The sequence below is a fragment of the Rhodococcus sp. WS1 genome, assembly GCF_003797745.1.
Classification (GTDB): domain Bacteria; phylum Actinomycetota; class Actinomycetes; order Mycobacteriales; family Mycobacteriaceae; genus Rhodococcus_F; species Rhodococcus_F erythropolis.
In genome coordinates this window covers 1,939,653-1,953,873 of the sequence record NZ_RKLZ01000001.1, presented here as the reverse complement: position 1 = coordinate 1,953,873, position 14,221 = coordinate 1,939,653, and the positions used below count along the sequence as shown (strand labels likewise).

10 protein-coding genes are annotated in these 14,221 nt (G+C 59.2%); all 10 read left to right on the top strand.

What is annotated here, in order from left to right:
- Window positions 1-22 precede the first annotated feature (22 nt).
- The 10 genes from EEB12_RS08960 to EEB12_RS08915 all read left to right on the top strand — a co-directional run bounded on the left by EEB12_RS08960 (window position 23) and on the right by EEB12_RS08915 (window position 14,217).
- Entirely contained in the window at window positions 23-766 is a 744-nt protein-coding gene (locus tag EEB12_RS08960) for a polysaccharide pyruvyl transferase family protein (protein WP_047890205.1), read from the top strand.
- A gap of 9 nt (window positions 767-775) precedes the next feature.
- Complete coding sequence (locus EEB12_RS08955; protein WP_141487650.1) at window positions 776-2,218, top strand: lipopolysaccharide biosynthesis protein; 1,443 nt, start codon at window positions 776-778, stop codon at window positions 2,216-2,218.
- A 99-nt stretch (window positions 2,219-2,317) separates the two neighbouring features.
- Window positions 2,318-3,670 (top strand): UDP-glucose dehydrogenase family protein, encoded by a 1,353-nt coding sequence (locus EEB12_RS08950; RefSeq protein ID WP_020906571.1) that lies wholly within the window; start codon window positions 2,318-2,320, stop codon window positions 3,668-3,670.
- A 712-nt stretch (window positions 3,671-4,382) separates the two neighbouring features.
- Entirely contained in the window at window positions 4,383-5,828 is a 1,446-nt protein-coding gene (locus EEB12_RS08945; RefSeq protein WP_020906572.1) for a polysaccharide biosynthesis tyrosine autokinase, read from the top strand.
- Between the two features lie 1,091 nt (window positions 5,829-6,919).
- Window positions 6,920-8,443, top strand: coding sequence for a sugar transferase (locus EEB12_RS08940; protein WP_047890204.1), 1,524 nt, complete (start codon window positions 6,920-6,922; stop codon window positions 8,441-8,443).
- Window positions 8,430-9,740 (top strand): O-antigen ligase family protein, encoded by a 1,311-nt coding sequence (locus EEB12_RS08935; RefSeq protein ID WP_021343202.1) that lies wholly within the window; start codon window positions 8,430-8,432, stop codon window positions 9,738-9,740. Before EEB12_RS08940 ends, EEB12_RS08935 begins: the two co-directional genes overlap by 14 nt.
- A 1-nt stretch (window position 9,741) precedes the next feature.
- Window positions 9,742-10,953: a glycosyltransferase family 4 protein gene (locus tag EEB12_RS08930; RefSeq protein ID WP_047890203.1), complete on the top strand. Its 1,212-nt coding sequence runs from the start codon at window positions 9,742-9,744 to the stop codon at window positions 10,951-10,953.
- Window positions 10,950-12,161, top strand: coding sequence for a membrane protein (locus EEB12_RS08925; RefSeq protein ID WP_047890184.1), 1,212 nt, complete (start codon window positions 10,950-10,952; stop codon window positions 12,159-12,161). Before EEB12_RS08930 ends, EEB12_RS08925 begins: the two co-directional genes overlap by 4 nt.
- On the top strand, window positions 12,158-13,054 hold the full coding sequence (locus EEB12_RS08920) for a glycosyltransferase family 2 protein (RefSeq protein WP_141487648.1): 897 nt from the start codon (window positions 12,158-12,160) through the stop codon (window positions 13,052-13,054). Before EEB12_RS08925 ends, EEB12_RS08920 begins: the two co-directional genes overlap by 4 nt.
- Window positions 13,051-14,217, top strand: coding sequence for a glycosyltransferase family 4 protein (locus tag EEB12_RS08915; RefSeq protein ID WP_021343206.1), 1,167 nt, complete (start codon window positions 13,051-13,053; stop codon window positions 14,215-14,217). The genes EEB12_RS08920 and EEB12_RS08915 overlap by 4 nt, the downstream gene beginning before the upstream one ends.
- Window positions 14,218-14,221: the final 4 nt, after the last annotated feature.

Here is a 14,221-nt window from a genome sequence, read left to right as displayed (position 1 = left end):
CTGGAATCCCAGGAACCAAGTCGTGATCCCAGGTATTTCGCGAAAGCTGCGAATCGGGCGACGAATCAACAACTTCGGCGACCTTCTAGGTCCGGTCGTGGTCGCATGGATGTCGAAGCAGAGTGCCAGACGGGCGCGCAGCAAACGCGACCAGCGGCTGCTGGCGGTCGGGTCCATCATGCACATGGCGAGAACTGGAGACTGCATCTGGGGAACGGGGGTCAACGGCAAGATAACTCCGGACGAGTATCGCTTCGATGCGCTCGACGTCCGGGCAGTTCGTGGACCGCTTTCGCGTGAGTTCCTGGAAATGCGGGGAATTCACACTCCGCCTACGTACGGCGACCCGGGATTGCTCATTCCTTCCGTCTTTCCTGATCTTGTCGAACTCACGAAGAACCCTTCGCGCGACGTCGTAGTCGTTCCGAATCTGAACGACCTGCCGCGGTGGTTCGACACACCGTCGGTTCTCGACCCAACCGAGGATTTGCAGACTTGCCTCCGAACTATTGCGAGCAGTCGACTCGTCGTCGGCAGTTCGCTTCACGCCGTGATCGTTGCCGACGCGCTGGGCGTTCCAGCGCGATTGATTCCCTCAGGTTCGGAAGCGGAATTCAAGTATGCGGACTACTACCTCGGCACCGGCCGCGAATTGTCCACCGCACCAACTGTGAAAGCTGCTATTTCAATGGGTGGCGCGCCGGGCCTGGCGTGGAATGACGGACCGCTTCGCGAAGCGTTTCCCCACGATCTCTTCGGAAAGTAGGCGCACGCGGTGGGATTGGGTACAACCGCTGCACGCGGCTCCGCAATCACGTTGGGGGGACAATGGGTCAAGTTTCTCATTCAGTTCACCTCGATCGCCGTACTTGCGAGGGTCCTGAGCCCGGACGACTTCGGCAAGATGGCGATGGTCATGGCGGTGGTCGGAGCTGCAACGGTGATCGGCGATTTCGGGCTTTCCCTTGCCTCCGTACAAGCGTCGGAGATATCGGAGAGTCAGCGTTCGAATCTCTTCTGGATCAACACGGCAATAGGATTGCTGCTGACGCTCCTGGTCTTCGCCGCAGCGCCATTGTTCGACCGGTTCTACGACGTCGACGGGCTTTCCGACATTGTCAGGGCGGTATCGGTGATCTTCGTGCTGAACGGGCTCACCGTACAGTTGCGAGCGGATCTGACCCGGAATTTGAAGTTCGTGAAACTGACGGTGACCGAAATTGCCGCGCAGGGGATCGCGTTGGCCGTAACGATTCCGCTTGCCCTGTTGCACTACGGAGTTTGGTCACTCGTTGCTCAGCAAATCATCGTTTCGACGGTACTCCTGGGCAGTTCCGCGTTGCTGCTGCGCTGGATTCCGAATCGCCCGACACGCAATGCAGACATGCGGTCCTTGCTGTCGTTCGGGACCAACACCATGCTGACGCAATTGGTCACCTACTCGAGTGCGAACGCGGATTCCGTTGCACTCGGAAAACTGCACGGCAGCACCGAAGTCGGTGTTTACGATCGGGCATATCAGCTCTTCAAGATACCGATTGCGCAATTGGCCACGCCGATGACACGTGTTGCGTTGCCGGTGCTTTCGCGAATTACCGATCCTGCTGTCTATATGGCATATCTGGTCCGAGCTCAGACCGTACTGTGTTACGTCATGCTCGGTGCGTTTGCCTACGCGGCAGCCGTGGCGAACCCGTTGATGGATCTCGTGCTCGGAAGTGGTTGGGATGCTGCGGCACCGATCTTCCGGATCCTCGCTGTAGGTGGTGCATTTCAAGCTTTGTCATACATCTATTACTGGGTGTTCCTTTCCACTGGCCGAGTCGATGTGCACCTTCGGTACAGCCTTGTGGGGCGCGGATTGATGATCGTTGCAGTCTGTGTCGGTGCGATCTTCGGAAGCTTGGGCACGGCGATCGGGAGCAGCGTCGGCTTTGTTGCAGTCTGGCTGATCTACTCGTTTGTCGCCATTCCACGGATCGGAATCGGGACAGGGCCCTTGGTCCGAAGCGCTGTGCGGCCGATGATGCTCTTCGGTGCGATGTTCGGCGTCGCCTCACTTTCTCTCACCCTTTTTCAACAGGTTCCGAGTTTCGTAGCGCTCGCACTTGCGGGAATGGTCTGTGTCGTCTTCGTGGGAGTTGTTGCCCTGACTTCCAAGTCGGTGCGTTCGGACTTGAATGCACTGGTGGACACGTGCAGAAAGGTGGTCGGTTGACAGTGCCGTTCAACGACCTCCGAAAACGGAGTACTCGGCCACACGGGAGTGGATGCCCCGACGACCTCGTCCACATGAACTTCGACCGAAAGGTTTTCAATGACTGAGCTCCGCCCGACTGAATCGATTTCGCGCCGGATGACTGTATTCGGTACCGGTTATCTCGGGGCGACCCATGCGGCGTGCATGGCCGAGTTGGGCCACGAAGTCCTTGGCGTCGACGTCGACCCGAGCAAGCTTGCCATGCTCGAAGCCGGAGAAGTTCCCTTCTACGAACCAGGCCTCGAGGAGGTGCTGCGGCGCAATATCGCGGCAGGTCGTCTCCGATTCACATCGTCGTACGAAGAGGCCGCAGAATTTGCCGACATTCACTTTCTCGGTGTGGGTACTCCTCAGAAGAAGGGGGAATTCGCGGCGGACATGCGGTTCGTCGATTCTGTCGTCGACAGTCTCGCACCGCTACTGACGCGGCCTGCCGTGATTTTCGGAAAATCCACCGTACCGGTCGGCACCGCGGAGAGGCTTGGTGTCCGAGCACGAGAATTGTCACCGGCTGGTCAGGACGTCGAGGTGGCTTGGAACCCGGAATTTCTCCGAGAAGGATTTGCAGTCAAGGACACCCTGCACCCGGACCGATTGGTACTGGGCGTGGACCGCAACCGCCCGGGGCGTGCCGAATCCGTCGCTCGCGAGGTCTACGGGAAGATCCTGGACGAGGGTACGCCCTTTGTCGTCACGGATCTTGCAACGTCGGAGTTGGTGAAAGCGTCAGCCAATGCATTTCTGGCAACCAAGATCTCGTTCATCAATGCGATTTCGGAAGTATGCGAAGCATCGGGTGCCGACGTGACGGTACTGGCGGACGCAATCGGGCACGACGAGAGAATCGGTCGAAAATTCCTCAACGCCGGAATCGGTTTCGGCGGCGGTTGCCTACCCAAGGACATTCGCGCATTCATGGCGCGTGCAGGCGAATTGGGTGCAGATCAAGCTCTCACATTCTTGCGCGAGGTAGACAACATCAACATGCGTCGTCGGACACGGATGGTCGAGTTGGCGCGCGAGGCTTGTGGATCGTTGTTGGGAGCCCGAGTAGCTGTGCTGGGAGCTGCGTTCAAGCCGGACTCCGACGATGTTCGAGACTCACCGGCCTTGAATGTCGCCGGCCAGATTCAACTTCAAGGTGCGGCTGTCAGCGTGTACGACCCGAAGGCGATGGGAAATTCTCGATCGTTATTTCCGACGTTGACCTATTCGGCGAACACGGAGGAAGCCTGCGCGGGTGCAGATGTCGTCCTGATCTTGACGGAATGGGCGGAGTTTCGTAAGTTGCTGCCATCGGATCTCGACGACATTGTTCGAAAGAAGGTTGTCATCGACGGGCGGAATTGTCTCGAACCGGCAATCTGGCGAGATGCCGGGTGGACCTACCGAGGGCTCGGACGACCCTAGGGCTCAGTTCAATCGGCTCGAACCTCAACTCTGTTTGGAAAGTCGGGACCAAGGTCTGTTGGTTGATTGTCCAGTCGTCACCGGAGATTCCGATCGGATATCCAGTAACGCATCGGCATTCGTGTGGTGTCGAACGGCAACTGCCGGCGAGTGCACCGTTTGCAACCCACCGCACCGCGGTGGTCGACGATTCCCTCGCTGATTGTCGATTCGACGCACTGATCGGATGAGATAAGCGTCATGTCTCGGACGTTCCCTTCGGGTGTTGTGGATTCATCGTTGACATTCGTTGTCGGACTTAGGTCCCGAGCGCAGCGCGTGATGAGTGGCCTACGTTGATCATCGGTGCGACGAGATGCGAAGCCGCGGGGTGTATACGGTGGTTGGAGTGGTGAAAAGTGTGATGAGACAGTAAGGTTCAGTTCGGCCCTTCGTGGTGTTCGCTCCCTTGGATTCACGGGATCAGCCGCAGTTCAAGACCTGACAGACCGGGCCGGTGAGGGCGAGGAGTGAGTTGTTCTCACCCTGCATTGTCTTCCGTTCAATGGGATCGTCGTGTCTTTACTCCGCCAGCTTGTTGCCGCGATACGTGGAAGAACGTCAATACGGATGGCTGTCCTGTTCAGACAAGAGCGGGGGTAGTGGCTCGACCGACGGCCGGTGATTACTGCTCGGATGCGCGATACGTATTCGAGCCGAAGGAGATTCGACGATGGATGTACGGGACTACCTGAAGACTTTGCAGGCACGGTGGAAGATAGTCGCTGTCGTTACTGTGGTCGTGATCTTGGGTGCATTAGGTGCCTCGTTGATTGCCACGCCGGTGTACAAGGCGTCTACTCGCCTGTTCGTGTCTACTTCGACCGGAACGACTGTGAACGAGGCATTCCAAGGCAATCAGCTCTCGCAACAGTTGGTCACTTCGTACGCGAGACTCCTCACCGGGGAGACGCTCGCCCAGCGAACAATCGATTCAGTGGGACCAGATCGCCTCGGAGGCCTTTCTGCCGCGGAGCTTTCATCGAAGGTGACGGCCACATCGGCACCGGATACGGTACTTCTCGACCTGAGCGTGCAAGATACGTCGCCAGAGTTGGCCCGCGATATCGCCAATGCGCTCTCGGACGAATTTGTCTTCATGGTCAAGGATCTGAGCACGCCCGTTAACGGCGGCACTGCGCCTGCGCGCGTAGTTGTCGAGCAGCGAGCCCAAACCCCGGTAGAACCGGTATCTCCGAAAACCACGAGGAACGTCGCTCTCGGAGCAGTGATCGGTCTACTGCTGGGGATCGGTCTGGCCGTGTTGCGTGACCGCTTGGACAACACTGTCAAAGAACGCAAGACAGTCGAAGACATCGTTGGTGCTGCGATGGTGGGAACCATTCCGTTCGACAAGGAACGTGAAGTTCATCAAGCGATCAACTTCCACGAGGGCAACTCCGCCAGTGCCGAGGCATACCGTGAACTACGAACCAATCTGCAGTTCTTGGCCGTGGATCGCCCCCCGAGCGTCATCGTCGTCACGAGTTCTCTTCCCTCGGAGGGCAAGACTACGACCGCCGTCAACATTGCACTCGTGCTGGCCGAGGCGGGCAAGAAGGTATGTCTCGTTGAAGGCGACCTTCGCAAGCCGCGTGTTTCGAAGTACCTCGGACTAATCGGAAGTGTCGGCCTGAGTTCGGTCCTGGCCGGGCAAGCAGACCTGGACGATGTGCTTCAAGTGACGAGCAATGCGGACCTGACGGTTCTTGCCTCGGGCCCGATTCCTCCGAACCCGAGCGAATTGCTGGGGACCGACACGGCTCATGCGGTCTTTGCCGATCTGCGCCGAAGGTTCGACTACGTCATCATCGACGCCTCGCCGCTGCTTCCGGTTACGGATGCTGCAGTTCTGTCTGCTCTGGCTGACGGCGCTCTCGTTATTGCTCGTCATGGTTCGACGAAGAGGGAACAGTTGAGCAGGGCGGTGGGCAACCTCCACAGCGTAGGTGCAACGATTCTCGGCACTGTCATCACGATGACTCCGCTGAACGGTCGCGGCGTTTACGAGTACAAGTACTACTACGACTCCGATCCTGTTGTGGCTGATGTAGCTGCGGAAAGTTCAGTCGGTGCCAGGGCACTCAGCGAAGTGCGGGCGCCGTCGACAGTCAACTGAACGGGTCAAGTACTGACCTTTGTTACACCAGCGTCCGCGCTGACGGGCCCCCGAGCAATGCTCGGGGGCCCGTTCTCGTTACAGCGCATCCGCTGGTCTCGGCGGAATTGAGCCGAGCCGAGTTACATCCAACCGATTCGATGTTTCGGAACCTGCCCATGGATGCGGTGAGTGCCCGGCCTGTCAACGTCTGATTCGGTCTGGGTGAGCTGGATCGATTGGGATTCAGCAGTTTACGAACTCAGTCGACGTGCTCTCCTTCCCATAAGTGCCGATGATCATCGGGCCAGTGACATGCGGCAGCAGTCTCCGCGCACTACAGCTTCGGGCCGGCGCTCGGCTCAATTTACGATTAATCCGGTACTGCAATCATTTTCAACTTGCAGATCAACCTATGGTGGGTCTGGCCCAATTCGCTGAATAGTTCGTCTTCAACTATCGCATGACGCTCTCATCGGCGAAGCATCGGACGATTGTCCAGAATTGCCAATCGGCCGGAATGGTGTTGGTTCTATTTGCAGAGCGTTCACCAACTGCGTGCTGGTTTCCGTCCAAACGCGGAGTCCAATTGGCCAAGTCAATGAAAACTATAGGTACGCAATAGTAATGACGATGAATGATCTTACCTTCCTGATTGGAGGGTTAATAACTGACCTCAATGCTGGCGACCGGAAGAAGTTCGGAAAACGCTATTGCCACACTGTCCGGAATGTGGCAAACTCCTCACTGGTACTGACCAGCTAGCCGAAAAATTGCCAAGACGTGAGTCCTGACAATATCGAGGCTGGCGACGTCAGCGGGCGAGGAGAAATCGCCGATCGTCCTGTGTTTGGGTCGTTAATGGACTCTGCTTCAATCATGGGGTGTGAGCTGCGGCAATGCCGCAATAATCGACAGTTGGGCCGAGGCCTGACAACAGTCGCCGGGTTAACTGCAAGGCGCACGTAATGCGACCATTCGCACTGAACGCAGCAATGCGGAGCAGTTGCTTCGCTGTCGAAGTTTCGGGATTCGGCAAGGCGGTCCGATGGACCTCGGCCGGCGAACACCTTCAGGCCGAATTTTGTGCATGGGGAAAGGTTTCTGAACACATGACGGTTCTCGAGATGGCCGCGCCCACGAAAGAACGGCCACAACAACACCGACGAGTAGCGCCGGAGAGGGCTGGTGGAGTTTCCGCACGCAGGAAATGGCAATCTGCGTATCTTCGTCGTCTGGCGATCACCGACACGATCATTGTTGCGGCAGTTGTGTTTCTGGCTCAATGGTGGCGATTCGGTAGCGACGCGGATGTCGTCGACGGTGAAGCATTCGGCCATTTCAGCTACACCGCACTGTCCTTCGCCTTGATTATCGGCTGGTTCGCCGTATTGAGAGTATTTCGCACCAGATCTCCTCGCGTGATCGGAAGCGGCCCTGAAGAGTACCGATTGATCGCTGTCGGAACGCTCCGCCTGTTCGGACTGATTGCGATTGCCAGCCTTCTCCTTCACCTGGAGATCGCGCGCCTGTACCTGGCCGTGGCGTTTCCGATGGGATTGACCGCCTTGATCGCGAGTCGTTGGATCTGGCGACGGGTGATTGCTCGTGAGCGAGCCCGAGGTGAATTTCGAACTGCCGTACTTGTGGTCGGTGTGCGAGGGGCGGTTGTCGATCTTGCACGCAACCTCGAGCGCGACGATGCCCATGGATACCGAGTCGTCGGAGTCTGCGTACCTGGCTACGGAGGAGACGTGGGCGAAGTTGTCACAGTGAACGGTCGGGACATCCCGGTGCTCGGAGATGAGCACAGTGTCACGAACGCAATCGAACAGGTCGGTGCCGACACGGTGGCAGTGACGGCGTCGGAGCGATTCGGACCGGAAAGGCTGCGCACGTTGGCCTGGGATCTCGAGCGCGATCATGTGGACCTTGTTGTTGCACCAGGGATTCTGGATGTGTCCGGACCGAGGCTGTCGATGCGCCCGGTCGCTGGATTTCCGCTGATCCATGTCGAGCGTCCGCGCTATCACGGCGCGCAGAAGTTCACGAAGACGACCTTCGACATCGTCTTCTCGACCGTGGTACTCGCCGTGATCAGTCCGGTGCTTCTGGCGGCTGCGATCGCAGTCAAGCTCACGAGCAAGGGGCCGGTTCTGTACAAGTCCGAGCGGATGGGGTTGGACGGGCAGCCGTTCCCCATGCTCAAGTTCCGCTCGATGGTCCAGAATGCGGATTCTCAAGTCACGGCACTGATGAAGGAGAACGAAGGCGCCGGAGTGCTTTTCAAGATGCGAGATGATCCGCGTGTGACGACGGTCGGTCGCTTCATGCGTCGGTACTCGATCGACGAGTTGCCCCAGTTCGTCAATGTTCTTCGGCGCGAGATGAGCGTCGTCGGACCTCGGCCACCGCTTCGGCGCGAGGTGGAGATGTACGACGGTGCGGTCAGTCGCCGGCTACTGGTCAAGCCCGGTGTCACCGGCCTGTGGCAAGTCAGCGGACGTTCTGATCTTTCGTGGGAAGACACTGTCCGCCTTGATCTTTCCTACGTCGACAACTGGTCGATGATGGGTGACGTCATGATCGTCGCGAAGACGCTCAAGGCGGTGGTGGGAAGTGATGGCGCCTACTGACAAGAATGCGGCACCGGCGCCTTGCGAAAATGAGGCACCGAACAATCCGCTGATCTTGCGAACGGCATTGGTGATCGCGGTCATCGGCGCGAGCGGAGCCTTTCAGGCCTACACGCAGAAGACAGCGCTCGGATCGTTGCTCGTACACGGTTCGGCCGTTCTCTCGGCGACACTCGCGTTGGTCTACTTCCTCGACCGGCGATACTCACGCAACGCGTCCTGGCCTGTCTTCACGCTTCTGATCGCGGCCGGCGTTCCGGCAACCAGCTGGTACTGGTCGACGTTGCCCCGGAACTCCGCCGTCGCCGGCATCGTCATCGTGTGCCTGGCGATCACGGGAATCATGGTCGCCCGCGAGTTGACCTTCCCGGTGCGAGTGCGGACTGTGGCCGTCACCTTGCTGGTACTACTGGTGCTGTCGCTGATGGTCGTGGTCCTCGATCCTTCGACCGGCATCGATGTGGATACCCGCGCTGTTGCCTACCGCGGAATCTTCACGCACAAGAATACTTTGGGCCGAATGGCTGCGATCGAAGTTGTCCTTGTTGCTGTCATGCTCATGCTTCCCGACGTCAAGCGTATTCCGTGGGTGGCGGCACTGGCTGTCGCCGGCATCGTGTTGTTCGAAGCCCGGAGCCAGACCAGTCTCGTCGCTGCAGGGATTGCGCTGGCGACAGTGCTTGCTCTGAAGTGCCTTCGACGGACACCTAACGCTCGCCTTGCCTCGACGGTGATCATCGGGCTGTACATCGGGGTATCCGGCGCGATGAAGGTGCTCGGACCCGATGTCGCAGCGCTACTCTCGCGAGATGTCACGTTGACCGGCCGGCTACATCTCTGGACGGTATCCGAGTACTACGCCGAACAGCGGCCCCTGCTCGGTTGGGGCTTCGGCTCGGTCTGGGCACCTGACAGCGTTGTCGGACAGATGATCCGGTCCAAGCTGTCCTTTCCGGCGACCAGCGCGCACAACGGAATGCTCGACATTCGTCTCCAGATCGGTTGGATCGGATTCCTGCTGCTGTTGGCCGGCTATTACCTGCTTCTGAACACGGCGCTCGGGCGAGCTCGCAGCAGAACGGAGTACATCGCCGTCGTCGCGATCATGGTTCTCGTCTTCTCGATGGACTTGACGGAGTCGACGCTCTTCTTCGGCGCCATGTGGCTGATCGCATGGGTCTTCCTGGCGCCGTACGGACCCTCGACGCACCGCTCTCACAGTGCAGGCAACGCCGAATTGTCGATCCGTAGGGGTCGTGCGTACGGGTTCGCTCCGGAGCGAAGAGGAGGTCAGTGAGATGTACAAGTCGTTCGATGTAGCGCGTTCGAAGCCTGAAGTGAACCCGACGTCCGCCGGTGGATCCACGCCGCCGAAAGCCTTGATGTTCCATGCGATCTATCGGAATCCGGGTGGTGAGGAGCAGAGCTTCGCGAACGAATCCAAGCTCCTCGAATCGATCGGATACGAGACGGTTCAGTGCACTTCCGAGAATTCCAAGATCTCCCGGGGACCGTGGGCGGCAGTCACCGCAGTGTTCAGTCCTCGAGTACTCGTCGATGCATTGCGCATCATTCGTTCGGAGCGACCGGACATCGTCTACGTGAACAATCTCTGGCCGGCGTTCTCGGCTTCGTTGCTCGTGGCCGCACGAGCCGCCGCAATTCCTACGTTGCAGGCGGTTCGGAACTATCGCCTCGCCACACCGTCAGCAAAGTTGCGCGCAGATGGCACGTGCACCGAATGCGGTTCCACCAACTACTTCACGAGTTGTGTCCGCAACGGATGCTACGGAAACAGCCGACTGCAGAGCCTTGTCTGCTACCTGAGCGCTGCGGCGGTCAAGATCAGCGTCTTGGGGTGGAAGCAGCACAGGTTTGTCGCAACGAGCGCGATGACAGCACGTCTGGTCGAGGGACGACTGATCGATTCTGGCCGCGTCGTGGTTCGTCCGAACTTCGGATTCGAAGAAAATGAACCCGAGTTCCGGAGCACTGATTCGGTCGTGTGCGTCAGCCGACTGACACCGGAGAAGGGCGTCCTGGACTTGGTGCGCAACTGGCCGCAGGGCGCTGGAAGTCCCTCGCTCACAGTTCTCGGTGACGGACCGCAGTACGGCGAGATCTCCAGCATAAGCGCAGCTCTCGACAACGTCACGCTGGCCGGATTCACTTCACACGAAGATGTGATCGAGATACTCCGCGACAGTGCGGCGTCCGTGGTGCCGTCTCAGTGGGCAGAACCGTTCGGACGCGTTGCGATCGAGTCGATGTCGGTTGGCACCCCGGTCATCTACGCAACCAGCGGTGCACTCGCGGACATCGTCGGACCGGGCGGAACGCCTCTCCATACCTTGGAAGAGTCGTCGATACGCGAGGCCCTCGACCGAATCTTCGGAGCGGACGACCGATCGGCGATACGCAGATCCGCTTATCGTCACTACTCGAATCGCTTCACATCGCGCAAGGCGGCGACGTCGATGCGTGAGCTCATCAACGAGGTGAGATCGTGAACGATCGCACTCGGTATGTGACATTCATGGCCGATCAAGGGCTTTCGAGCGTCCTCACTTTTGTCGTTCTCACCTCGGTGGCACGACTCGGTGGTCCGATCGAAGTCGGCCAGGTTGCCGTGATTCAATCGGCGGGTCTGTTGGCACTGGCACTGGGGAGAGCGATCGGCGTCGACGTCTGGCTGTCGCGAGGGGCGGTGTCCGACGAGCGTGGACCGGCGTTGGCACCCACGATCGTGCTGGCGGCGGTATCGGTGACATCGGTGTGGGCACTGTTCCTGATCGCCGGCTCGGACTCGATGAATCTCACGGTATACGCCTTGGCTGCAGCTGGTTTCGTGGTGTTGGACGTGATACGCACGATGCTGATGCACGACGGAGCGAGTTGGATCTCTGCGTCGATACAGATCGTGACACTCTCGTTCGTCCTAATTGCAGCTTTCCTGGTCGAGAATCTGACACTTGCACTCGTGACCTATACGGTCGGTGTCTTCGTCGCGCTCGCGCTCGGTCACGCATCCATGCGTCTGGTACCGCCGGTGCCGTCGGTCAGGTACTCGCGCACTCACCGATATAGATCCGTGCCGTTTGCGATCGAGATATTGATGGGATCAGCTGCGCAGCAGGCGATGTTCTTGATACTCACGGTGGTGGCGTCGATCTCGATGATCGGTGAGATCAGAACTGCCCAGACACTGCTCGGTCCACTGTCCTTGATGTTCGCGGGCATCTCGCCAATTCTGATGCGTAAGTTCGGCAGTGGTGTCGAAGCGATGAGCGCGAGCGAGTGCATGGCACTCGGCCGCCGAGTGGGCTTGCAGATCTTCTGGATTTCGATCATCTGCGTTTCGCTGATCTGTCTCACACTCGAGATTCGACTCTCGGGAGTGCGATTGATGGATCATCTGGTCGGACCGCACTTTCCGAACTTGATACCGGTCATTCTGCTCTGCGGGTTGGCGGTGGCGTTCAACGGGATTCTGCTGGGAGTCGGCACGTCGATCCGCGTCATGGACAAGACGGGAAACCTCAACAGATTTCGCGCCTTGCTGTTGCCTCTGCAGTTTCTGATCGTTCTCGGGGCAGGACTGACCGACAGCGCCGTACACGTCGCAGGAGCATTGGCCGCGTCGGCGTGCGTCAGCGCGAGCGTCGCACTCCTGGTCTCGATGAACCGTGGCGCCCGACCGAAAGTTGACCTCTCATGAAGAATCCCAGCGGCGTCATAGTGGCGATTCTGACCTTCCGTCGCGAATCGGAACTGGCTGTATGCATCGACAGCGCCCGGGCATCGATCCAGGCTTCCGGTGTCTCCGCCCAGGTCGTAGTAGGCGACAATGATCCGGAATCCACCACACCGACGTATGTTGCCGACGGGATCGAACGACTGCATCTCGGATTTGGCGGGGTATCTCCGGCGCGACGTGCGCTGGTCGATCTCGCCCGTGCACGAGATCGTCGTTACATCGTCTTCGTCGACGACGACGAGTACGTCGATGTCGACTGGCTGTCGAATCTCCTCACCTGCGCCGCAGATTTCGACGCAGGTGCTGTGGCCGGTCCTGTGATTCCGGTGGGTCTGCCTGCCTCAGAACTTCCATTGCACACTCGCGTTCGCCATTCGACCGGCACCCCGGTTGCGTCTGCAGGCGCCGGAAATCTGTTGTTGGACCTGAAGACTTTGAACGGCTTGAACTTCAGTGACGACTGGGATCTACCTGGCGGCGAGGACACCGAGTTCACGCTCAGGATGAGCGCCGGCGGTGTCCGGTTGTTGTGGTGCGACGAGGCGCTTGCGTACGAACCCGTCGACGAGGATCGGCGTCGGGACTCCTGGCTCTTCGCCCGGTATGTCAACAACGGACGAATCCTCGCGGTCTGTCAAGGACAGCTCGACCTGCCACTGTTGACGGCTCAGAGTGCCAAACGCGCTCTGCTCGTACTCGCGTCGGCGACGTTGATCCCCGTTGCCCTGATCAGTCCACGGATCAAACGCGTGGTTCTCGACCACGGTGCACGCAACATCGGTTGGTTCTCAGAGCGATTCAGCCGCCGCGATTCTCGGAAGCCGCGCGCACAGAGGCTGGTGGTAGCGCGATGACACGGTTGTTGATGACGGCATACGCCTGCGATCCGAATCAGGGGAGTGAATCCGGTGCGGGTTGGGCGCTTCTCTCGGCGGCTTCCGAACTGTGTGAGTCGATCACGGTGGTGACTCGCTCCGGTGAGGCTCCTGCTTTGGAATCGGAGTGTGAAAAGCTCGGTTGCGAAGTTCGTGTCGTGCGAATAGCGACTTTGACCGCGGAAGAAGCCGGATCGTACGGTCGATACCTCCGATGGCTCTGGCACACTTCACTGTTCGTTCGGCGTGAAGCGGCAAACTTCGACGTCCTGCACCATGCAACTTTCGCCTCCGACTGGCTGCCACCACCGGTGCTGTTCGGTGGAGCCGGCGGCGCACGACTCGTATGGGGGCCTGCCGGGGGCAACACCTACCCGCCGATGCCGCTCGCCAAGCGCATCGGTATGCGGTATCTGGCAACCACGGCAGTTCGAACCTGCTCGACGAAAGCCGTTCGGTCACTGACACATGTCTTCATGGCCGGACGAGTCGACACTTTCATCGCGATGAACTCCGACAGCGGGCGTGGCGCACCGCGGGCACGCAACGTCGTCATCCAACCCAATTGTGTTCTGGACTACGACGGAATCGAGAAGCAAGCGGTACCCAGGCCGAAACGAAGGCTCTTGTTCGTAGGAAGACTGTTGCAGTACAAAGGAATCGACCTGATTCTGGACGCGCTCGAGCATTTGGGCGCCGAGTGGTCCATGACCTTTGTCGGGGAGGGACCCGCCCGCGGGCGGATCGAGAAGTCGCTTCCGTATCGGCGCGGTCAGGTCACGCTTCGCGGGTGGCTCGACAGATCGGAAGTGGTGGGCGAGATGGGGGCCTCCTCCGTTCTGCTCTTCCCGAGCATGCACGATTCGGGCGGCTGGGTGGCGGCCGAAGCGGCTGCGGTGGGCCTCCCGGTGGTCTGTTTGGATCTCGGCGGTGTGCCGACACTGGCCGGTAGTAACGCCGTGGCGATCCCGGTTGCTCCGGCCTCGACTCTCGCCTCTCGTATCGCTCGATCGGTTGTCGAGACAGAACTTTCTTTCTTTGAACCACAGCGTGATTGGACTCGATCTCGGTTGACATCGGTCTTGTCGCGCAGTTACGGCCAGTGCAATGAACGTCAACAAACGAACTCGAAGAAGTGGTGAGACA